Genomic DNA, 20,225 nt, shown 5'->3' with positions numbered 1-20,225 from the left:
ATGTACGAAATAGACGAAATAAAATACTTGTGGCTGCTTGGCATCGTACCGGTGCTCGTGTTGGTATTCCTTTTCAATTTGTATTGGAAACGCAAGAAACAACGCGAATTCGGCGACATTGCTTTGGTGAGAAAACTCAGCCCGGAGCAATCGCTGTTCAAGCACATCCTCAAGTTCACCGTCGTAGTATTGGCGCTGGCAAGCCTGATCATCGCACTGGCCAATCCGCGCATCGGCACCAAGATGGAAACCGTTAAGCGGGAAGGCATTGACATCGTATTTGCCATCGACGTATCCAAGAGTATGTTGTGCGAAGACGTCTCGCCGAACCGTTTGGAAAAAAGCAAGCAAATGGTCTCGCAAATCATCAATTCGCTGGCCGGCGACCGCGTCGGGATTGTGGTTTATGCCGGAAGCGCCTTCAAGATTTTGCCGATCACCTCAGACTACGGCGCGGCGAAAATGTATTTGCAAAGCATCAGTACTGGTATGGTTTCCTCGCAAGGCACGGCCTTGGACGATGCCATCAAGATGTCGACCGAATTCTTCGACAAAGACAGCAAAACCAGCAAGCTCATCGTGATGCTTTCTGACGGTGAAGACCATTCCGAAGGTGCAGAAGATGCGGCCGAGGAAGCCAAAAAGGCCGGCGTGAAAATCATCACCATAGGTTTGGGTACAGCCAAAGGCGGCCCGATTCCGCTCAGGAAGAACGGTACGGTGCAAGGTTTTCAACGCGACCGTTCGGACGAAGTCGTGGTCACGAAACTCAACAAGGAATCGCTCAAAACCATTGGCGAAAGCGCGGGCGGCGGTTACGTGTACGGCGGAAGTTCCAAGGAAGTGACGGAATACCTTCGCAAATCGTTGGAGAAAATCGAGAAGACCGAATTCGAAAGCACGCAGATGGCCAATTTCGAGTCGCAATTCCAGTGGTTTTTAGGGATTGCAATGGCGCTGTTGCTGCTCGATGTGTTTTTCCTCGAACGCAAAACGGCGTGGTTGCAAAAGTTGAACCTGTTTAACGAAAAGACATCATGAAAAAGTGGCTCACATACGGTTTGCTGGCGGTTTCATGCATGGTCTGGGCGCAGGAGCAAAAAGAACCGAAGAAAGACAAAGACCTGCCGAAAGGCAACCGTGAATACGCTGAAAAGAAATACGCCGAAGCCGAAGCAGACTATCGCGTGTCGTCGTCCAAAAACCCTGAAAAAGCCGCGTCACTGTTCAATCTCGGCAACGCGATTTACCGGCAGAAGCAAATCGAGGAAGCCAAGAGACAATACAAGAAAACAATCGAAACGGCCAAGTCTTATTTCGAAAAACACCGGGCATTCCACAACCTCGGCAACATTTACATGGCCGAAAAGAAATACCAGGAAGCGGTTGACGCCTACAAGAGCGCGTTGCGCAACAATCCAGACGACGAGGAAACACGCTACAATTACGCCTTGGCCAAGAAGTTCCTGAAAGACAATCCGCCGCCGAAGGACAAAAAAGACAAAGACAAGGACAAAAAGGATCAGCAGCAACAGCAAAAACAACAGCAACAGCAACAAAAGCAAGATCAAAACAAAGATCAGGGCCAGAATCAACCGCAGCCAAAAGGCGGACAGGATCAAAAGCCGCAACCGCCCAAACCGGCGCCCGGCGGAATTCCGAAACAGCGCTTGGAAAGTTTGCTCAAGGCCGTGGACAATGAAGAAAAGAAAGTGCAGGACCGCGTAAATGCCAAGCGTGAGCAGGCGCCGCCGGTGCAGACCGACAAGGATTGGTAAGAAATTGATTTAATTTGACAACGGAAACAAGATTTCCCCACGAATGAAAAAATTCACATTCATATTATTCTTAGCGTTTCAGGCGGTTGTCGCCCAAACCCAGTTCGAGGCCAAGGTGAACAAGACGTCGCTCGCCCTGAATGAAAAGCTCAGGATCGACTTTTCCATGAATGGCGATGGCGACAATTTCGTGCCGCCGTCATTTGAAGGATTCAAGGTGTCGGCCGGGCCGTTCCAATCGGTGAAAATCGATTATGTGAACGGGCGCGGTTCATTCAACAAAACGTATTCGTACTTTTTGACGCCCGCCCGAAAAGGGAAAATTACCATCAAGTCGGCGAGCATCGATATCAACGGGAAAATCTACAAGACAGATCCGATTACCGTAAACATCACCGAAGCCGTAGAACATCCGCGCGATGCCAACGATGCCAGCCAGCCGGTGAAGCAACGGATGGAGGAAGCCTTAACACTAGTGGCGGAAGTGTCCAAAACCAACCCGTATGTGAATGAACCGATTACCGTCGTGTACAAATTGTATTTTGATTACGGCGTCATGATCCGGGAATACCGCGAATTGGAGAAACCGAAATACAACGACTTCTGGAGCCAGAACATCGAAATCAAGAAACCGAGCGCAGAAGAAACCACGTTTAACGGAAAACGCTGCTTGGTTGCGGTGTTGAAGAAAACGGTCTTGTATCCGCAGAAATCGGGCAAGTTGGAAATTGAACCGCTCACGATCGATCTGGACATGGAAATCCCGACACAACGGCGATTCTTTGGGCAGCCGATCATGGCCCGAGACAACCGACGTGTATCGGCTGGCGCCAGAACCATCGCGGTGAAAGCGCTTCCGGAGGCCGGAAAACCTGATGATTTCTCGGGTGCCGTCGGCCGGTTTGACTTTAAGGTTACGCCGTCGAAAACCAATGTCAAGAGTGGCGAATCCGTGGAATTGGTCGTCAGCGTAGCCGGAACAGGAAACTTGAAGCTCTTCAATTTGCCGAAACCTACCGTGCCTTCGTCGCTGGAAATGTACGATCCGGTGCACAAGGAAAATGTGACCACGCCGCTTTCCGGCATGACGGGGAAAATTTCTGACACATACACCATTGTTCCGCAATACAAAGGCAAATACCCGATTCAGGCCATGAGTTTCAGTTATTTTGACTTGTCGTCGGGCCGGTACAAAACCATCACGTCGCCCGAAATCATGCTCAACGTCTTGGACGGCCCGGCAGCATCGGATGAAGACGACCGTGCGGTGGCCGCACAGCCGAAAGCCAAAATCAACGGAACCGAACAGTTCAAGTTCATCAAGCTCAAGACCGCGCTTGCCTCGACAAATCGGGACGATTTCTTTGGTTCGGGCGGATTCGTGGCCATGATGCTGTTGCCCTTTTTGTGCATTCCGCTGGTCATTGCGGCGCGTCGGAAAAAAGAAGCGATAGACCGCGATGTCGTGGGCAACAAACGCAAAATGTCAAACAAACTGGCCCGAAAGTACCTGTCGGAAGCGCGCAAACACATTGGGAACAAAGAACAATTTTATATCGCGCTGGAAAAGGCCATGCACAACTTCCTGAAAGCCAAGTTGCATATCGAAACCACCGAGATGAGCAAAGACCGCATCCGGGAAATCCTGTTGCAGAAAGCGGGCGCAGACACCGTAAATGCGTTCATTGGCCTGATGGAAAGCTGCGAGTTTGCCCGTTACGCGCCATCGAGCGACACCGCCATGCAGGACGATATTGGCCGCGCGGAACAAGTCATCAACGAACTCGAAAAACAATTGTGATGCGCGTCGAAAGAACCAACTCAAACAACAACGATTTTCAGGCGTTGGTACAACTGCTGGACGCTGGGCTAAAAATCATCGATGGCGATGAAGCGCCGTTCTTTGCGCAATACAACAAAATCGACAGCATCAAGCATGTCGTTGTTTTGTATGACGGCGAGCAGGCGGTAAGTTGCGGCGCGTTCAAGGAATATGAACCGGGCGTGGCCGAAATCAAGCGCATGTTTACCCGCGAAGCCAACCGTGGAAAAGGTTTCGCTGCAATGGTGCTCGAAGAATTGGAGCAATGGGCTGCAGAAAGCGGCTATACGGAAGCGATTCTAGAAACCGGCAACAAAATGACCGCTGCCATTGCGCTTTATGGCAAATCGGGCTATGAAAGGACGCCAAATTACGGACAATATATCGGCGTCGAAAGCAGCGTCTGCATGAAAAAAATGTTGAAGCCATGAGAAAGAATCTGTTGTATTTCCTGTTGTTGTTCGCCTCGTTGCTGTCGGCCCAAAACGGGTTCGAGAAAGGCAACGCGCTGTATCGGAAAGAGCAATATGCCGAGGCCGTGACCGCTTATGAAAACGTGTTGAAGACGAAGAAACATTCCGCGGAATTGTATTTCAACTTGGGCAATGCCTACTATAAATTGAACAAAGTTGCGCCTGCGATCTACAACTACGAAAAAGCTTTGTTGCTCGCCCCAACCGATCCAGACATCAAAACCAACCTGAGGTTTGCGCACAAAATGATGATTGATGAGGTCAAGGAAGTGCCCAAAGTCGGGTTCCGGAAAATCGTTTCGGATTTCACGTCCGCATTCAGTTATAACGGCTGGGCTTGGTTGGCTGTTTCTTGTGCCATCGGGTTTCTGCTGTTTTTCTGCGGCTATTATTTTTCGGGCCAAACATTGGTGAAAAGGCTGTTTTTTTTCGGGATGATTGCCTTAGCATTGGTGATCCTGCTGAGTGTTTTTGCCGCGATATTCGAGAAAGACCGATACGAATCTGAACGGCCGGCCATCGTTTTCGCTGCCGCGGCACCGGTGAAGGGCGAACCCAAATCATCGGCGGCGGATGAAGTCGTGTTGCACGAAGGAACGAAGGTCTATGTCTTAGAATCGCTCGAGAACTGGCGAAAGGTGGAATTGCCCGACGGCGCGACGGGTTGGATGGAAAGTAGCGCGATTAAAGAGGTAAAATAGTTTTCGACATTTCTTATATTTGGTAAAAAAAAGGTGAAGAAACTATCTTTAATGCTATTGACAATTGTCGGAGTGCTTTCGGGCTGCAATTCCGACGAGGAAAATTTACCTATCGATTTAAAGGTGAAGGAAATTACCATTGTAGATGACGAATTGGCCGCTCTTGATGTTCCCGTTTTTACCTACGAAAATGGGCTGTTGACAAGTTATCACCTGCAAAATGGCGTTTCCGCGAATTTCGTTTACGACGGTCAAAACTTGGTTCACTGGGAAAACAATTCTGATATGGGCTATTCGCATGACATCAGTTATGAAAATGGATGGCCGGCATTAATCACTTCTACGAATGGCTTCGGCGATGTAACAACCAGCGAGATTACCTATAACGCCGGTGAACTTGCTACAGCCGGACAAACAGAATTTTATTGGGCGAACGGCAACTTAACTAAAAAAGTATTTTCGAGCGGGCGAACGTTTGAGTTTACCTATGGCCCGCAGTTTAACCCATTTCGAAGCATGCCAATCACCTGGAAAAACCATGGCTGTTCGGAATTTTGGGGCTTAATGACCCAAAGTGAAAATGTGTGCCTATCCAAAAAAGTTTACAATACCGCTAGCCAAGAACTGTTGCCGCAATACAGTTACACCTTTGAAATGGTTTACAACGATGACAATTACCCGACGCAGATTAAGGCGCGGCGCATGTCCGATAACGTGATCGCCATCACCTACACAATCGAATACCAATAATGTCACGCGATATACAACTCAAAGAACGCTGGGAGCGCGTCGTCTCCAAATTGTCTGACCAATTCTCGCAAGGCGAAGACCTGGATCTGGAGCGCATCATTTATCTGGTGGGCGTGCAGGAACTCGGGCAATTGAAACAGAAATTCAAGAAGGACGAGAAAGTCAACCTGATGCACATCGCCATTTGCAGACTGCTTGAGCCTTATGGGTACTACGAATTCGATCATTTCGACAAAGACGGCTGGCCGCATTACAACGTCAAGGAACAATTGCCAGCGCTTAAGGCCGGAGAGCAATCCGTACTCATGAAGGAAGCCATCGTACACTATTTCCTCGAGCGGAATTACATCGATTAAATCACAGGTTTTTTGCCGACTTTCGGGCTAAAAAACCTAAATTTGCAGCTTCAATTACTCACGATGACCGACAAGATCAGGCAATACATCGCCGAAGCCGAAGCGTTCCATACCACAAAGAAGGAAGAACTCGAAGCCTTCCGTATCAAATTCCTGGGCAGCAAAGGTTTGCTCAAGGATTTTTTTGCTGAATTCAAGAATGTCCCGAACGAACTCAAGAAAGAGTTTGGGCAAGTCATCAATGAACTCAAGACCAAGGCCGAAGACAAAGTAAAATCGATTCAAGACGCTATCGAAAACAGCCAGCAATCGTCATCGGTTTATGGTGATTTGACGCGTCCGGCCGAACCGCTCGAAATTGGTTCGCGCCACCCGATTTCAATTGTCAAGAACCAGATTGTAGATATTTTCTCGAACATCGGTTTCAACGTGTCGGAAGGCCCGGAAATCGAGGACGACTGGCACAACTTTACCGCGCTGAATTTACCGGAATACCATCCGGCGCGCGACATGCAGGACACGTTTTTCATCCAGACCAATCCAGATGTCTTGTTGCGTACGCATACTTCATCGGTGCAAGTGCGTTACATGGAAGCCAGCAAGCCACCGATCCGAACGATTTCTCCGGGACGCGTGTTCCGAAACGAAGCCGTGTCGTCGCGTTCGCACTGTATTTTCCACCAGGTCGAAGGTTTGTACATAGACAAAGACGTTTCCTTTGCAGACCTCAAACAGACACTTCTGTATTTCACCAAGGAAATGTTCGGCAAGAGCAAGATTCGTTTGCGGCCGTCGTATTTCCCATTCACCGAACCGAGTGCAGAGGTCGATATTTATTGGGGTTTGAAGACCGAAACCGATTACCGCATCACCAAAGGCACGGGCTGGCTCGAGATTATGGGCTGTGGCATGGTCGATCCGAACGTATTGAAAAACTGCAACATCAACCCCGACGAATACACCGGTTTCGCGTTTGGAATGGGCATCGAAAGGATTGCGATGTTGTTGTATCAGATTGGCGACATACGCATGTTCTATGAAAACGACGTGCGTTTCCTCGAGCAATTCAAAGCCAGCATTTAAACAATTCGAAAGTCGAAAGTCAAAAGTAAAAAGAGGCGACTATCTCTGGATGCGATATTATGCAAAAAGACATTTCAATCCCGGAAGTAAAGAACGTCTTCATGGCCGCCATCCAGGAATGGAATGACGATTTCCTGGCGAACGTCTGGAACGTTTATCTGGTGAATGATTCAGACGACGAGTTGCACGACATCATGGTGGTTTCAAAAGCCTTCGGCACACTCAACGGCGAAATGCGCAAAACCTCCCTATTGCGTCACGCGCTGGTCGAAATGCCGCCGGTATCGGCCGTAAAAATCGAAATGATTGAAGACAGCGTACTCGCGCTGAACAATGAATTCATGCTGACGTTCTTCATCGGCAATACGTTGTACGACCGCAAATACACGTTCGTCGCCAATTCCATAAAAGAAGAAAATACCGAAGAAGTACCACACCTCTGGAAACCCGGTGTCATCGTCCGTTAATGCACGATATGGCGTTTGAGTACGCCGCCCGCCGCTTCCTTGATGGAATGCGTGAAGACAAAGGCTTTCGGGTCAATCTGCATCACGATGTTTTTCAAGCGGCGCACTTCGAGCCGTGTAATGACCGTAAAGACAATATCGCACTCGTGGCTTTCGGTGAAACGATCTTTCATAAACCCGCGCTCGCCTTTATAGATTGTGATGCCGCGGCCCAAGCCCAACACCAATTTTTCCTTGATTTCCTCGCTTTGGCCAGAGATGATCGTCACGCCGGTGTATTCTTCCAAGCCTTCCACGACGTAATCGATGGTTTTCGTTACGGTGTAATAGGTGAGGCACGCGTATAGTGAGGTTTCGAACCCGAGGAAAAACGCGGCGCACATGAAAATGATGACGTTCAACCCGAGGATAATTTCACTCATCGTAAAACCCGTGCGGCGCAAGGTGTAAAGCGCCAGGACTTCCAGCCCGTCGAGTGCGCAGCCGCCGCGCATGCCCAGCCCGATGCCGGCACCGAGAAAAAATCCGCCAAAGGTGGAAATCAGGAGCTTGTCGTAATGGAATTCAGGGTACGGCACGAACCGCAGGCACAAAGCCAGAATCACGACACCCGCAATAGACTTGATCGCAAATCCGGCGCTCATTTGCTTGGCCCCGAGCAAGATGAACGGCACGTTGGCCACGATAATCAAAACAGCGATGTTCCAATGGTAAATCTCGTGCAAGAGCAACGAAATCCCGGTGACACCGCCGTCCAGGAAATGGCCGGGAACGAGGAAACTCTTCAGGGCAAATCCGCTCAAAAGCGCACCGGTAATGATGTATGTATAGTCTTGGATCGCGTAACTCAGGTTGTATTTGGTCATGTTTGGTTTGCTTTCAATTCGGCCAAGTAATGGTCTTTTTTAGGTTTGCGGGTGTTGATGGCCGTTTGTGTAAAAAAATGATGTTGTTCCAGGAATTTGATCTGCAACTCGTTCCATTGCGCTTCGGTATGGATGATGCCATACACCATCAGTTCATGGAACAACCGGTTGCCGATTTCGAAAAAATCGTCGCGCCCGAGATAATCCAGATCGGCATCGCAGAGGATTTCCTCCAGATGATTCTTCGGTTTTTGCGGCACGCGCGTGGCCATGATCATTCCGCATATTTTCTTGATTTGCTCGGGCGTAAACCCAAAACCCGGAAGGTTTTCCTTGGCGATGTCGCAGGAAATCTTCTCGTGGTCTTTGCTCTGGACAATGAACCCGCAATCGTGGTACATCGCCGCGATAAGCAGCAGTTTCAAATCTTCGCCTTTGATGCCTTCGGATTTTGCGATGCGCCGAGACGATTCATAAACATCCTTGATGTGCGCCATGCTGTGGTAAGACAAGTGTTTGGGCAACTCCTTGCGCATCCGCCGGCTGATGTAGGTTTTGGCTTTCAGGAAATCCATAAAAACGGTTTTAATTTGGGCAATCGTTTAATCGGCCAATACATTGTTGGCCACAGACGTCTTGGCGTATTCCACAAAATACATATCCACTTCGCCTTTGTGTTTGGCGTTCACTTTTCCGCGCGCGGTGCAAACGAAATCTTCTTTCACCAGTTCATAAGTGCCTTGGCTGATATTTACTTTTCCGGCCTCGCCGCTGCTTTCCATGCGCGCCGCCGTATTCACCGCATCTCCCCAGATGTCGTAAGCGAATTTCTTCACGCCCACGATACCGGCCACGACTTGTCCGGAATTGATCCCGATGCGCACTTCAAAGGCGCCATTGTGTTGCTGCCTTTCGTAAATGAAATCACGTATTTCCAACGCGGCACGAACCGCGCGCTGCGCATGCTCGCCGCTGGATTCTGGCAGTCCGCAAACCGCCATGTAGGCATCACCGATGGTCTTGATTTTTTCCAGTCCGTTGCGCTCGATGATCGTATCGAAAGCCGAGAAACACGCGTGTAATTCATTCACCAGTTCTTGCGGTGTCAGCTTTTCAGAGGTTTGGGTAAAGTTGACAAAGTCCGTAAACAATACCGAGACTTCATTATACAATCGGGCTTCGCTCTTGCCGCTGCTTTTGAGTTCGTCGGCGACTTCCTGTGGGAGGATGTTCAGCAACAGCGCTTCTGAACGCTGCTTTTCAGACAGAATCGTACGGTTGGCTTCTTCGATGATCCGGAAAGCCTTGCGTTGGTTGCGGAAGTTTCGATACACCAGGAACGCCACGACCAGAATGAGCGCCACGACGCCAAAAGCCACATTCTTGATGTTTTTCTGCTTTTGGATTTCTGCCGATGCGAGCGCTTCTTTCTTCTCCAATTCAGATTGTGCCAGCTTTTGCTGTAGCGATGCGGCTTCCAAAAGGCTTCGGTAGTCGTTCTCGATCTGTTCGCGTTTCATGCGTTCTTCTTCGCGGAGTTTTTGGCGTTCTTCCTCGGTTTTGGCCATCGATTGTTTGCGTTCGTACTCGAAAGCCAATTGCTGGAGTTCCATTTCCTTGCGCAGGTTGAGTTCTTTGTTGCGGCTTTCTGCTCGGATGGAGTCCTGTTTGCGCGCATATTCTGAGCTAATGTCGGCCTGCGCCGGATTTATCCTAGGGCTAGTTTCTGATGATGCAACCGCATCGGACGTACTTCGTTTGGCCGCCGGAACATAGACTTTCCCGCTCGCCATGCCTTGCGCCGTTGCTAAGGATTGGGAATATTGTTGCCTGACGTCGCCATCGACCTGCTCAATGGCAGTGCTCAGCTTGTCGATAGCCTGTTGCAACGCTTGTTGTTTTTCGGACTCGGAGCCGGCTTGTTGCGCGATTTTCAAATAGGCGATGCCGGTGTTGCCGAGGTTTCGCGCCGCACTTTCGCGGTTGCCGGATTGTTCATACGCTTTCTGTGATTTTCCGTAAAACTCAATCGCTTTGTTGTAGTCTTCCTGCCCGAAATATATCGAACCTAGGTTGTTGGCATTCAGCGCCGCACCTTTAGCATTGCCGAGGCTTTCGTTGATTTTGAGTGCTTTCTGGAAATACTCCGTGGCTTTTTGGTTGTTGCCCTGGCTTCGGTAAACCGTTCCGATATTGCCGGCCAATGTCGCCACATTTTGTTGGTTGCCGAGTGATTCGTTCAGCGCCATCGATTTGTCGTAAAATTCTACCGCCTTGGCTTGGTTGCCCATTTCGTTATACACCGTCGCGATGTTGGAATAGACGACCAATTGGCTCTTGGCGTTGTTCAATTCTTCGTAGATGGAGGCCGCGCGGTTGTAGTTGGCCAGTGCGTTGTTGTAGTCACGTTTTCCGTAATAACACACGCCCATATTGGAAGCAAGTGTCGCGATATTCTTTTTATTCCCGGCGGCCTCGTTGATTTTCATCGCCTGCGAATAATACTCGATGGCCGGGTCGTAGCTTTTCTTTTTTTGGTACGCTGAACCCAATTCATACAAGATGGAAACTTTTTGCTTGTCTGATTTGGCTTTCGGAAGTTCCAGCAACAGCGAATCTATCGATGCTTGCTTTTGCGCGTTGCCCGTGGCGAAACTAGCCAGCAACACCAATGAAATAACAAGTTTGTAAAATTGCCCCATACGTTAAAATTAATCGTTATTTGCTAACAGACAAGCGTTTAACGAATTATTTTTAACGATTGTAAACCAACAATGCGCGGCCGTTCTATTATTGGTCTTTCTTAGCGGCGGCTTTTTGGGTTTCTTTCCAATTGAAATACCCCACGAAAAATACCCCGACGGCGACAAAAATTACCAGCCGCAAGAGCAAACTCCAGGTGAAGAACAAACTCCAGTTTTCGTTTTCCCAAGCGTTGAACGCCGTCATGGCCAGCGCCATGAAAATGCCCCATAACAAACCCCATTTGATTTGGTATTTCCAGCGTGCCGTCATGATCAATCCAGTTTTTCGGTGAGTTTCTTAAATACGGGACGCGCTTCTTTGCCTTCGTATAAAATGGCATGGACGGCGTCGATGATAGGTGTTTTTGCTTTGTGTTTCCGGTTGAGTTCGAACGCACTTTTGGCGGCGTAATAGCCTTCGGCCACCATACTCATTTCCATCATGGCAGACTTTACGGTGTAGCCTTTCCCGATCATATTGCCGAACATGCGGTTGCGCGAAAACACCGAATATCCGGTCACGAGCAAGTCACCCAAATAGGCAGAATCGTTGATGTTGCGTTTCATCTTGTGGACTTTCTTGATGAACCGTTTCATCTCGCGGATGCCATTGCTCATCAAGACAGATTGAAAGTTGTCTCCGTAACCCAACCCGTGCGCAATGCCGGCGGCGATGGCATAAATATTTTTGAGCATGGCGGCGTACTCTGTCCCGATGATGTCGTCGGTGATTTTCGCCTTGATGTAATTGCCCGACAGCGCATCGGCCATGACTTTGGCTTTTTCTTCGTCGCCACATGCGATAGTCAGATACGACAGGCGTTCGAGCGCCACTTCTTCGGCATGGCACGGTCCGGTGATCACGCCAATGTTGCCGTACGGAATATCGTAGACTTCGTGGAAATGTTCCCCAACGATTAGGCTGGTTTCGGGCACGATGCCCTTGATGGCCGAGAAGATGACTTTTCCTGAAAGGCTTTCGGTGAGTTTTTTCAATTCGCCGCCCAAAAAAGCCGACGGAATCGCGAAGATGATGTAATCAGCAAAGGCAACGGCTTCATTGATGTCTGACGTCAGCCGGAGTTTTTTGGTGTTGAATTCCACAGAACTCAGATAATTCGGGTTGTGATGGTGCGTCTTGATGTGGGCAATCGCGTCCTCATTGCGCATATACCACGCAATTTCATCTTCATTCACGCAAAGCATTTTTGCGATGGCCGTGGCCCAGCTTCCGCCGCCGACAACCGCAAATTTCGGGTGGTTTTTCATTCCGGGAGATTTACTTCGTTCGCTTTTCTTGGTTGCCAAAAATACTATTTTTTTACCGAAGTTCGTTTGCGCCGGAACCGCCCGTAAACACTGGGAAACCTGTTAAAATAAAGTTTAACATTAAATTATGACGCGCCGTGCAATTCAAAAAGTTTTCCGCCGTTATTTTGCTATAACCAGCTACATTTTCCTACCGGAAGTGTGAAAGTTAGTAAATTTTGTTTTGGTGTTATGAGAAAGGCGCTTTTGGAAATCCAGAAGCGCCTTTTGATTTTAGTTGCTAGTAGTTTAGTTGCTAGTGGTTAGAAGAACAAATTTAAAAATAGCCCTGCTTAAGTTAGGATAAATATTTAGCAATGTCTAGCCGCTATCAACGAACGGCTATCAATAACTCAACGCCACAATTTCCATCACTTTTTCCGGCGTGATGTTCTGCCGTTCGCCCATCATTTTCCAGCCGCGCTTCTCGAATCGGTCTTTGATGAAACCAGCGGTTTTGGCGTAGTCATCGGTATATTCCGATAATTTCGTTTGCATACCCATTTGGTGGAAGAATTCAACGGTCTTTTCGATGGCGGCTTTTGCCATTTCGTCTTCGCTTCCAGACAACCCAAAAATGCGTTGGCCGTACTGGGCAAGTTTTTCTTTCTTGGTGTCGAACATGACGCGGTACAAATTCGGTCCGATGATGGCCAGCGTCCTGGCGTGGTCAATGTTATAGAGCGCGGTGAGTTCGTGGCCAATCATGTGCGTGGCCCAATCTGTCGGGACACCTTTATTGAGCAATCCGTTGAGCGCCATGGTGCAACACCACATGTAATTCGACGCGAGCGCATAATCGGTAGGATTTTCTGCGACTTTCGGGCCGACTTCGAGGAGCGTCGACAGAATGGCTTCGGCAATCCGGTCCTGTAAAAAAGCCTCGTGTTTGTAAGTCAGGTATTGTTCCAGGACATGCGTGTAGGCATCCACGACGCCGTTCTGGATTTGCCGCTTCGGTAGCGATTGGATCACCGTTGGGTCGCAAATCGAGAATTTCGGGAACATCGCCGCGCCGCCAAAGGTGAGCTTTTCCTGCGTGGCTTCAATCGTAATGACCGCACCGGAATTCATTTCGCTTCCTGTGGCCGGCAAGGTCAACACGGTGCCAAAAGGAATGACCGCGTCTACATCTTTTATCAGGATTCTTTTGTGCAGGATGTCGGCCGGATCGCCATCGAATTTTACCGCCGCTGAAATGAACTTCACGGCATCGATCACCGAACCGCCGCCAACGGCCAGCAAAAAGCCGATGTTCTCCTGCTTTATTAATGCCACGGCTTTCATGCAGGTTTCAAAGTGCGGATTGGCTTCAATACCGCCGAATTCCAACACTTCAACACCCGAAAGCGCTTTTTTCACGCTGTCGTAAACGCCGTTGCCGAAAATGCTTCCGCCGCCATAGCACAATAAAATCTTGGTGTTTTTCGGAACCAGAGCGGTGAGTTTTTCCATCTGGCCTTTCCCGAAGATGAGGTTTGTCGGGTTATAGAATTCGAAGTTGTTCATGATTTTTTTGGTTTTGAATCACAAAATTACGCAAGCAAACACAGCGTTACGCCAAGATAACGTTAATTACTTTTTGTAGAGGTTGTTGTGGTCTACATACTGCCATACGGCCTCGGGCAACATCGGTCGTACGTTTTTGCCGGCTTTGATGCTGTCGCGGATAAAAGTCGAGGAGATTTCCACGACAGGCGCGTCGATGCGGTGCACATGCCGGTGGATTTCCAGTTCGGCCGGAACCATTTCCCCGGAAATCCGCGGGTAGACATAAATGTTGTGGTGTTCCAGAATCACTTCGTAGTTTTTCCATTTGTGCAAAGACTTGAGGTTGTCTTCGCCCATGATCAGTGAGAATTGGTGCGACGGATATTTCTCCTGCAGATGCGCCAGCGTATTTACCGTGTAATTGGGTTGCGGCAACTTGAATTCAATGTCTGAAGGTTTGAGTTTCGGATAGTGTTCGGTGGCTTGAAAGACCATTTCCAAACGTTTGTAATCGTCGAGCAGCGTGCTTTTGGTTTTGTGCGGATTGTGTGGCGTGACCACGAGCCAGATCTGATCGAGCCCTGAATGCTCCGCCATGTGGTTGGCGATGATCAGGTGCCCGATGTGGATCGGGTTAAACGTTCCGAAATACAGTCCGATTTTCATAGTCCGAAATAGCGCGATTTACTAAGATTTATGCGGAATGTGGCCAGTCTTGATGAAATCGGAAACCAGTGTGTACGACAATTGCTTGGCGAGTTCCAGGTCTGAATTCTCGACAATGACGTCAAACAGCGGCGCAGTGGCCAGTTCTGCCGAGGCTTTAGCAATGCGCATCGCGATTTTTTCCTCTGATTCCGTGGATCGATTCTTAAGGCGTTTCTTGAGTTCGTCGATGCTCGGCGGCTTGACAAAAATAGCGATGGTGTCTTCCGGAAATTTGCGTTTGATGCGCAATCCGCCCGACACGTCGATGTCGAAAATCACGTGTTTGCCGGTTTCGCGGATGGCGTCCACTTCAGATTTAAGCGTGCCGTAAAACATATCCGGATACACTTCTTCCCATTCAATAAAATCGTCGTTGCGGATGTGCTGCTTGAATTCCTGTACCGACATGAAATGGTAGTCATCGCCGTGGCTTTCAACACCGCGCGGCGGACGCGAAGTGGCCGAAATGGAGAATTCCAGGTTGAGTTCGGGCAAGCCCAGCAAATGCCTGACGATGGTTGTTTTGCCCGATCCGGAAGGTGCCGAAAAGACGATGAGTTTTCCTTTTTTCATTTTAGTGGCTAGTGGTTGGTTGCTAGCGGCTAGATGTTGGTCATAGCCATTAGTCTTTCGACTTGTCTTATAGTACGTTGAGCACTTGCTCTTTTATTTTCTCGAGTTCGTCTTTCATCTGCACGACGAGTTTCTGCATTTGCGCGTGGTTTGATTTTGAGCCCATCGTATTGATTTCGCGTCCCATTTCCTGGATGATGAAACCCAGTTTGCGTCCGTTGGCTTCGTTGCCCGCGAGGGTTTCAATGAAATAATTCATGTGGTTTTCCAGCCGGACTTTCTCTTCCGTGATGTCGTATTTTTCGAGGTAGAAAATCAGTTCCTGCTCGAAACGGTTTTCGTCCAAGGTTACTTTCAACTCGTCAATGGCCGCCTTCAAACGCTCTTTCACGGTTTTGATGCGTTCGCCGTCCAGCGCCACGGTTTCGTTCATCATGGTCATGATGTTGGCGATGCGGTGCAGGAATTCCTTTTCAAGCGCCACGCCTTCACTTTTGCGGAAATCCTTAATGTTTTTCAAGGCTTCGTCAATGACTCTCTGGATGTCTTCCCAATCGCCGTCTTCAATGTCTTCGCGGTCGGTCTTGAGCGCATCGGGCATCCGGATGGCCATTTTCATGAGTTCGGTTTCGTCGGCGTCGGGCTGGATTTCCTTGAGTTGGTTGATATAGGCGCGCAAAATCGGGACGTTCACTTTCGTTGACCCGACTTCGGTCGTGTTTTCGATGAAAATAGAGAAATCAATCTTGCCGCGTTCGAGCATTTGGGCAATCTGGTTGCGCAGGCCCAATTCCATTTCGCGGTAGGCTTGTGGCATCCTGACATTCAAATCGAGGCCTTTACTGTTGAGTGATTTTACTTCGACGGTGACTTTTTTGTTCGGCAGTTGCAGTGTTGCCTTGCCAAATCCGGTCATGGATTGTATCATGCAAAAAACTTTAGAAGCCACAAATATAGTTAAAAATGCAGCCACGGCTTCATAGGCGCAGCGTACAACCGCGAATTCACGAATCTGAAAACGGGTAAACCTTAAATCTTCGGTAGTCAGGCAATTTTGGCGTTCCGCGGTTTTTGCGTGACGAGATAGACACCTACAAAAATCAGTAACGCGGCGACGCCTTTTTCCCAGGACAGTTTGTCTTTCTGTAACCCGATGGCGAAAATTGTCGCGAATACCGGCTGCAGGTAAATGAACACGGCCACGATGGAAGGCGACAGGGTTTTCATCGACAACAAATTCAGCAAATACGTCAGGAACGTCGAGAACACGACCACGAACCCGATTTTCCACCAAATTCCTGGTGGCATTGCGGCCCAATCTGCGGCGATACATTCGGCCCAGCCAAAGGGCAATACCATCAGGAAACCAAAAAGGTAAATCCATTTGACGAACGTGAACGCGTTGTATTTTTCCATCAGTTTCTTGACTAGAATCAGATAGAAACCGTACGAGACCGCGTTGATGAACACCAGCAGGTTGCCGAGTGAGGCATTTTCGCCGCTGCCGATGGATTTGCCGTACAGGATCAAAAATGCCGTCCCGAACAGACCGAGCAAAATGCCGATGACTTTTCGGGTTTGCATCCGCTCGCGGATAATGATGGCCGACAATACCAACACGATGATGGGCGTCGTGACCATAATGACCGATGCCGAAATGGGCGAAGTCAAACTCAGGCCTTTGAAGAATGTCAACATGTTGAGTGCAATCCCGAAGAATGCCGATGCGACGATGCGCGGCCAATCTGCGGAAGCGATTTTCTCCTTGGGCAAGAACAGCCACACCAGCCAGAACAACAGCGCGCTGCCGCCCACGCGCAACACGATGAAGCCATACGCCTGCAAATGGTGCGGCATGACATCTTTGGCGATGGTAAACGTAACGCCGTAAATGATGGAAACGGCTGTGGCGGCCAACAAGGCCAGTGCGCGGGAAGACATCAGCTTAACGCGGCGATGACATTTTCGACATTCGATTTGCTGTTGCCGACGAAGATTTTTCCGCCGATGACAAATACCGGACGGCTCAGGAACGTATAATGGTCGAGCAGGTATTTTTTATAATCGGCTTCGGTGAGTTTCTGGTCTTTCAACCCATAGGCTTTATAGCGTTCGGCCCGACGCGAAAAAAGCGCCTCGTAACTTCCGGCCAGTTTCGCGAGTGCGTCCACTTCTTTTTCGGTGAGTGGATTGGCCTTGATGTCGTGCAATGCAAGGTTGTTTTTGGGTAGCGACGCCAGAATTTTTCGGCAAGTATCGCAGGTGGAAAGATAGTAAACTGTGTCCATTCAGGTGTTTTTTTCGGCCAAAAAGGCGCGACACAAAAGTAAACCAAATGCCGGAGAATTGCTTATTTTTGGAAAAAATTTCAGACATGCAGAACACCTTCGACGTTACCCTGAAAAGCCGCGAAATCCTGCTGCAGTTCCTCGAGAATTATACGCCCGAACAACTCAACAAAATTCCTGTTGGGTTCAACAACAACCTCGTTTGGAACATCGCGCACATTGTCGTCGTCCAGCAAATGCTGGTGTACAACCTGTCTGGATTGCCTATGATGGTTTCCGCCGAAATGGTCGACAAATACAAGCGCGGCACCAAGCCTGAAGCGGATGTTTCCCGCGCAGAAATCGACGTTTTGAAAACGTTGTTGAAGGAGACGATTTCTAGAACCCAACGCGATTATGGCGATGGTGTTTTCGACACTTATCAAGCCTTTACGACCATGACCGGATTCCAGATCCATTCCGTGGAAGACGCCATCAATTTCAACAATTACCACGAAGGCGTGCACACCGGTGCCATGATGGCCATCCGCAAATTCATCTGACTTAAAAAGACTCAAATACACGTTATGAAATTCAACACGAAAGCCATTCACGGCGGGCAACACCACGAAAAAGTAACCGGAGCGGTCATGCCGCCGGTGTTTCAAACCTCGACTTTTGCACAATCATCACCGGGCAAACCCATCGGCGAATACGAATACAGCCGTGCTGCCAACCCAACACGTACGGCATTGGAAGACGCGCTGGCCAGTATCGAAAACGGCACCCGTGGCTTGGCCTTTTCCTCAGGATTGGCCGCCACGGATTGCGTCCTGCGTTCGTTCAAGGCCGGTGACGAAATCATCGCAATGGACGACTTGTACGGCGGCACGTACCGCATGTTCACCAGGATCTACAAGGATTCGGGCATCAAGTTCCATTTCGTGGACATGAACGACTCGGCAAAATTCCAGTCGCTCATCAACGAAAACACAAAACTCGTTTGGGTGGAAACACCTACGAATCCTTTGATGAAGTTGGCCGATATCGCTGCGATTGCAAAAATTACCAAGGAGAAGAACATCTTGTTTGCCGTGGACAATACCTTTGCGACGCCCTACCTGCAACGGCCGCTTGACTTGGGCGCCGACATCGTGATGCACTCGGCCACGAAATACTTGGGCGGACATTCCGACGTCATTGCGGGCGCGCTCGTTGTAAAAGACTCGGCGCTGGGCGAGCAATTGCATTTTCAGCAGTTCGCTACCGGCGGCACGCTTGGCCCGATGGATTCATACTTAGTATTGCGCGGCATAAAGACCTTGCATTTGCGGATGCAGCGTCACTGCGAAAACGGCGAGAAAGTGGTTGATTTCCTCAAGAACCATCCGAAGATCGGAAAGGTGTTTTTCCCCGGATTGCCCGAACATCCGTTCCACGAGATTGCGAAAAAGCAAATGAGCGGTTTCGGTGGTATGGTGTCGTTTAACTTCAAATCTGGTGCGAAAGCCGATGCCATTTCATTCCTCGAGAAACTTAAAGTGTTTACGTTGGCCGAATCATTGGGCGGCGTGGAGTCATTGGCGAATCACCCGGCGTTGATGACACATGCCTCAATCCCGGAAGACAAACGCATCGAAATCGGGATTACGGACGATTTGGTCAGGCTGAGCGTGGGTATTGAAGACGCCGAGGACTTGATGGCAGACCTCAGGCAAGCGCTCGCATAATCAGATAAACCGCGAATTCACGAATGATTGAAATATTATATTAGTGAATTCGCGGCGCAACAAAAAAGCCGCTAATCAGCGGCTTTATATTTTTAATCGATGTAGTAAATGTAACCGAAGTTCAGCCAGACATTCCAGTCATTGGCTTTATTTTCTTTGTGCAAATCCGGGTCAGGGCGCAAGCCGTCAACCCAATCCGAAAAATAATACTGCCAGCGCAGGTCAATCATCAAGTCGGACAAAGTCGTCAATTTGTAACGCGTACCAACGCTACCCACGACAGACCATACCGTGCCGCTTTCATTTTGCGTGGCACCGATGTATTTTACCGGCGTCGTGATTGGCGTATCCAGCGGCCCGTAGTCTGAATAGGCTTTCGGGTCGTAAAAACTAAAGTGCGCACCCAAACTCATAAACGGACCCCAAGCACCTAAAGTGGCAGAGAAGTCGCGGATGCTGAGCGGGAAATATTCGAGCTGCATACCGATATCGGTGATCGACGTTTCGCCATGCATACCTCTAAGTCTCGTAGCCAAATTGCCATTGCCTTCTGTCCATTTTCCGAAGAAATCTAGTTTGGTCTTCGAATAGGACAACTCACTGCGGAGTTTGAAGTGATCATTAAAATACGTCTCAGGCGTGTAACAGTCGCAATCTGCCTTGTAGGAAAAATTGAGGTAGTGGATAAGCCCGATACCGAAACCGGTATTGCCCAAATTGGTCTTCACATCATGCCTTTCACCATAATCTGACTGGAAAGCCGTCGGGCCAATGATGACACCCACTTCGTGAGAAAATCCAAACTGCGCGAGCGACTTTGACGTAAAACCAAAAACCAGCAGGCAGGTTATGATAATGTACTTGGGCATTGTTTTTAAAGTATTTACAATTCCCGACAAATATATAAAAACATCATTCACTTGTGAAATAAATTAAAAAAATTACCCGTGGGAACAGATTATTTAACGCATCGGCTTAACATTTATTTTGTACGTAAAAAACACACATCCAGGTTTCAGCGAACAAAATATAAAAGGTAAAAATGTCTCGTGTTTTTATAAAAATGTATATTTGCGCCACGAAAACGAAAACGTTTGAAATAAACGTT

Annotated in this window: 23 protein-coding genes; 11 read left to right on the top strand and 12 right to left on the bottom strand. The window is 48.9% G+C overall.

Translation table 11 applies throughout. The annotated features are described in order from the left end of the window. The 9 genes from ACM9J1_RS12625 to ACM9J1_RS12585 all read left to right on the top strand — a co-directional run bounded on the left by ACM9J1_RS12625 (position 1) and on the right by ACM9J1_RS12585 (position 7,430). A complete protein-coding gene (locus ACM9J1_RS12625) occupies positions 1-1,041 on the top strand; it encodes a vWA domain-containing protein (protein WP_415582416.1) in 1,041 nt (346 codons plus the stop codon). Further along, positions 1,038-1,778 carry a tetratricopeptide repeat protein gene (locus ACM9J1_RS12620; RefSeq protein WP_415582414.1) on the top strand — a complete coding sequence of 247 codons (741 nt, stop codon included), beginning with the start codon at positions 1,038-1,040 and terminating at the stop codon, positions 1,776-1,778. The genes ACM9J1_RS12625 and ACM9J1_RS12620 overlap by 4 nt, the downstream gene beginning before the upstream one ends. Before the next feature lie 43 nt (positions 1,779-1,821). After that, positions 1,822-3,579 (top strand): BatD family protein, encoded by a 1,758-nt coding sequence (locus tag ACM9J1_RS12615; RefSeq protein ID WP_415582413.1) that lies wholly within the window; start codon positions 1,822-1,824, stop codon positions 3,577-3,579. Next, positions 3,579-4,031, top strand: a complete 453-nt coding sequence (locus ACM9J1_RS12610; RefSeq protein WP_415582412.1) for a GNAT family N-acetyltransferase — start codon at positions 3,579-3,581, stop codon at positions 4,029-4,031. The genes ACM9J1_RS12615 and ACM9J1_RS12610 overlap by 1 nt, the downstream gene beginning before the upstream one ends. Beyond that, positions 4,028-4,774: a tetratricopeptide repeat protein gene (locus ACM9J1_RS12605; RefSeq protein WP_415582411.1), complete on the top strand. Its 747-nt coding sequence runs from the start codon at positions 4,028-4,030 to the stop codon at positions 4,772-4,774. The genes ACM9J1_RS12610 and ACM9J1_RS12605 overlap by 4 nt, the downstream gene beginning before the upstream one ends. A gap of 51 nt (positions 4,775-4,825) precedes the next feature. Continuing rightward, positions 4,826-5,524 (top strand): hypothetical protein, encoded by a 699-nt coding sequence (locus ACM9J1_RS12600; RefSeq protein WP_415582410.1) that lies wholly within the window; start codon positions 4,826-4,828, stop codon positions 5,522-5,524. Then, positions 5,524-5,880: a hypothetical protein gene (locus ACM9J1_RS12595; RefSeq protein ID WP_415582409.1), complete on the top strand. Its 357-nt coding sequence runs from the start codon at positions 5,524-5,526 to the stop codon at positions 5,878-5,880. Before ACM9J1_RS12600 ends, ACM9J1_RS12595 begins: the two co-directional genes overlap by 1 nt. 63 nt (positions 5,881-5,943) lie before the next feature. Continuing rightward, positions 5,944-6,963, top strand: a complete 1,020-nt coding sequence (gene pheS / locus ACM9J1_RS12590) for a phenylalanine--tRNA ligase subunit alpha (protein ID WP_415582408.1) — start codon at positions 5,944-5,946, stop codon at positions 6,961-6,963. Between the two features lie 59 nt (positions 6,964-7,022). Next, the gene (locus ACM9J1_RS12585) at positions 7,023-7,430 is read left to right on the top strand and encodes a hypothetical protein (protein ID WP_415582407.1); all 408 of its coding nucleotides are present in this window, start codon (positions 7,023-7,025) and stop codon (positions 7,428-7,430) included. Here the strand turns inward: ACM9J1_RS12585 and ACM9J1_RS12580 are convergent. The 11 genes from ACM9J1_RS12580 to ACM9J1_RS12530 form a co-directional block, all read right to left on the bottom strand. Further along, positions 7,427-8,296 (bottom strand): YitT family protein, encoded by an 870-nt coding sequence (locus ACM9J1_RS12580; RefSeq protein WP_415582405.1) that lies wholly within the window; start codon positions 8,294-8,296, stop codon positions 7,427-7,429. The two genes, ACM9J1_RS12585 and ACM9J1_RS12580, sit on opposite strands and share 4 nt — an antisense overlap. Continuing rightward, positions 8,293-8,871, bottom strand: coding sequence for an HD domain-containing protein (locus ACM9J1_RS12575; protein WP_415582404.1), 579 nt, complete (start codon positions 8,869-8,871; stop codon positions 8,293-8,295). The genes ACM9J1_RS12580 and ACM9J1_RS12575 overlap by 4 nt, the downstream gene beginning before the upstream one ends. Positions 8,872-8,898: 27 nt before the next feature. Next, a complete protein-coding gene (locus tag ACM9J1_RS12570) occupies positions 8,899-10,998 on the bottom strand; it encodes an adenylate/guanylate cyclase domain-containing protein (RefSeq protein ID WP_415582403.1) in 2,100 nt (699 codons plus the stop codon). Positions 10,999-11,086: 88 nt separating this feature from the next. Further along, complete coding sequence (locus tag ACM9J1_RS12565) at positions 11,087-11,311, bottom strand: hypothetical protein (RefSeq protein WP_415582402.1); 225 nt, start codon at positions 11,309-11,311, stop codon at positions 11,087-11,089. A gap of 2 nt (positions 11,312-11,313) precedes the next feature. Continuing rightward, entirely contained in the window at positions 11,314-12,309 is a 996-nt protein-coding gene (locus ACM9J1_RS12560; RefSeq protein ID WP_415582401.1) for an NAD(P)H-dependent glycerol-3-phosphate dehydrogenase, read from the bottom strand. A gap of 384 nt (positions 12,310-12,693) precedes the next feature. Next, complete coding sequence (locus tag ACM9J1_RS12555) at positions 12,694-13,857, bottom strand: iron-containing alcohol dehydrogenase (RefSeq protein WP_415582400.1); 1,164 nt, start codon at positions 13,855-13,857, stop codon at positions 12,694-12,696. 66 nt (positions 13,858-13,923) lie between these two features. Further along, entirely contained in the window at positions 13,924-14,505 is a 582-nt protein-coding gene (nadD, locus tag ACM9J1_RS12550; RefSeq protein ID WP_415582399.1) for a nicotinate (nicotinamide) nucleotide adenylyltransferase, read from the bottom strand. A gap of 21 nt (positions 14,506-14,526) precedes the next feature. After that, on the bottom strand, positions 14,527-15,120 hold the full coding sequence (gene gmk / locus ACM9J1_RS12545; protein WP_415582398.1) for a guanylate kinase: 594 nt from the start codon (positions 15,118-15,120) through the stop codon (positions 14,527-14,529). A 67-nt stretch (positions 15,121-15,187) separates the two neighbouring features. Continuing rightward, on the bottom strand, positions 15,188-16,048 hold the full coding sequence (locus tag ACM9J1_RS12540) for a YicC/YloC family endoribonuclease (protein WP_415582397.1): 861 nt from the start codon (positions 16,046-16,048) through the stop codon (positions 15,188-15,190). 116 nt (positions 16,049-16,164) lie between these two features. Next, positions 16,165-17,061 (bottom strand): DMT family transporter, encoded by an 897-nt coding sequence (locus tag ACM9J1_RS12535; RefSeq protein ID WP_415582396.1) that lies wholly within the window; start codon positions 17,059-17,061, stop codon positions 16,165-16,167. Continuing rightward, on the bottom strand, positions 17,061-17,408 hold the full coding sequence (locus ACM9J1_RS12530; protein WP_415582395.1) for an arsenate reductase family protein: 348 nt from the start codon (positions 17,406-17,408) through the stop codon (positions 17,061-17,063). The genes ACM9J1_RS12535 and ACM9J1_RS12530 overlap by 1 nt, the downstream gene beginning before the upstream one ends. Before the next feature lie 86 nt (positions 17,409-17,494). Between ACM9J1_RS12530 and ACM9J1_RS12525 the strand changes: the two genes are divergently transcribed. Both ACM9J1_RS12525 and ACM9J1_RS12520 read left to right on the top strand, forming a co-directional pair. Beyond that, positions 17,495-17,950, top strand: coding sequence for a DinB family protein (locus tag ACM9J1_RS12525; protein WP_415582394.1), 456 nt, complete (start codon positions 17,495-17,497; stop codon positions 17,948-17,950). A gap of 15 nt (positions 17,951-17,965) precedes the next feature. Next, positions 17,966-19,117 carry a cystathionine gamma-synthase gene (locus ACM9J1_RS12520; protein WP_415582448.1) on the top strand — a complete coding sequence of 384 codons (1,152 nt, stop codon included), beginning with the start codon at positions 17,966-17,968 and terminating at the stop codon, positions 19,115-19,117. Positions 19,118-19,209: 92 nt separating this feature from the next. Here the strand turns inward: ACM9J1_RS12520 and ACM9J1_RS12515 are convergent, their stop codons facing one another. Then, the gene (locus ACM9J1_RS12515) at positions 19,210-19,986 is read right to left on the bottom strand and encodes a THC0290_0291 family protein (protein ID WP_415582393.1); all 777 of its coding nucleotides are present in this window, start codon (positions 19,984-19,986) and stop codon (positions 19,210-19,212) included. Between the last annotated feature and the right edge of the window lie 239 nt (positions 19,987-20,225).

Origin of the sequence: Flavobacterium longum (assembly GCF_965137575.1) — a bacterium.
In the GTDB taxonomy this organism is placed as follows: Bacteria; Bacteroidota; Bacteroidia; order Flavobacteriales; family Flavobacteriaceae; genus Flavobacterium; species Flavobacterium longum.
This window is presented reverse-complemented; position numbering and strand designations above follow the sequence as displayed.

Bases quoted from the DNA above. Each gene is read 5' to 3' on its own strand.
- ACM9J1_RS12625 (WP_415582416.1), top strand. From the start codon at position 1: ATGTACGAAATAGACGAAATAAAATACTTGTGGCTGCTTGGCATCGTA.
- ACM9J1_RS12615 (WP_415582413.1), top strand. From the start codon at position 1,822: ATGAAAAAATTCACATTCATATTATTCTTAGCGTTTCAGGCGGTTGTC.
- ACM9J1_RS12595 (WP_415582409.1), top strand. From the start codon at position 5,524: ATGTCACGCGATATACAACTCAAAGAACGCTGGGAGCGCGTCGTCTCC.
- ACM9J1_RS12530 (WP_415582395.1), bottom strand. From the start codon at position 17,408: ATGGACACAGTTTACTATCTTTCCACCTGCGATACTTGCCGAAAAATT.
- ACM9J1_RS12555 (WP_415582400.1), bottom strand. From the start codon at position 13,857: ATGAACAACTTCGAATTCTATAACCCGACAAACCTCATCTTCGGGAAA.
- ACM9J1_RS12600 (WP_415582410.1), top strand. From the start codon at position 4,826: ATGCTATTGACAATTGTCGGAGTGCTTTCGGGCTGCAATTCCGACGAG.
- gmk (WP_415582398.1), bottom strand. From the start codon at position 15,120: ATGAAAAAAGGAAAACTCATCGTCTTTTCGGCACCTTCCGGATCGGGC.
- ACM9J1_RS12605 (WP_415582411.1), top strand. From the start codon at position 4,028: ATGAGAAAGAATCTGTTGTATTTCCTGTTGTTGTTCGCCTCGTTGCTG.
- ACM9J1_RS12525 (WP_415582394.1), top strand. From the start codon at position 17,495: ATGCAGAACACCTTCGACGTTACCCTGAAAAGCCGCGAAATCCTGCTG.
- nadD (WP_415582399.1), bottom strand. From the start codon at position 14,505: ATGAAAATCGGACTGTATTTCGGAACGTTTAACCCGATCCACATCGGG.
- ACM9J1_RS12560 (WP_415582401.1), bottom strand. From the start codon at position 12,309: ATGAAAAACCACCCGAAATTTGCGGTTGTCGGCGGCGGAAGCTGGGCC.
- ACM9J1_RS12535 (WP_415582396.1), bottom strand. From the start codon at position 17,061: ATGTCTTCCCGCGCACTGGCCTTGTTGGCCGCCACAGCCGTTTCCATC.
- ACM9J1_RS12565 (WP_415582402.1), bottom strand. From the start codon at position 11,311: ATGACGGCACGCTGGAAATACCAAATCAAATGGGGTTTGTTATGGGGC.
- ACM9J1_RS12580 (WP_415582405.1), bottom strand. From the start codon at position 8,296: ATGACCAAATACAACCTGAGTTACGCGATCCAAGACTATACATACATC.
- ACM9J1_RS12515 (WP_415582393.1), bottom strand. From the start codon at position 19,986: ATGCCCAAGTACATTATCATAACCTGCCTGCTGGTTTTTGGTTTTACG.
- ACM9J1_RS12585 (WP_415582407.1), top strand. From the start codon at position 7,023: ATGCAAAAAGACATTTCAATCCCGGAAGTAAAGAACGTCTTCATGGCC.
- ACM9J1_RS12575 (WP_415582404.1), bottom strand. From the start codon at position 8,871: ATGGATTTCCTGAAAGCCAAAACCTACATCAGCCGGCGGATGCGCAAG.
- ACM9J1_RS12620 (WP_415582414.1), top strand. From the start codon at position 1,038: ATGAAAAAGTGGCTCACATACGGTTTGCTGGCGGTTTCATGCATGGTC.
- ACM9J1_RS12570 (WP_415582403.1), bottom strand. From the start codon at position 10,998: ATGGGGCAATTTTACAAACTTGTTATTTCATTGGTGTTGCTGGCTAGT.
- ACM9J1_RS12540 (WP_415582397.1), bottom strand. From the start codon at position 16,048: ATGATACAATCCATGACCGGATTTGGCAAGGCAACACTGCAACTGCCG.
- pheS (WP_415582408.1), top strand. From the start codon at position 5,944: ATGACCGACAAGATCAGGCAATACATCGCCGAAGCCGAAGCGTTCCAT.
- ACM9J1_RS12610 (WP_415582412.1), top strand. From the start codon at position 3,579: ATGCGCGTCGAAAGAACCAACTCAAACAACAACGATTTTCAGGCGTTG.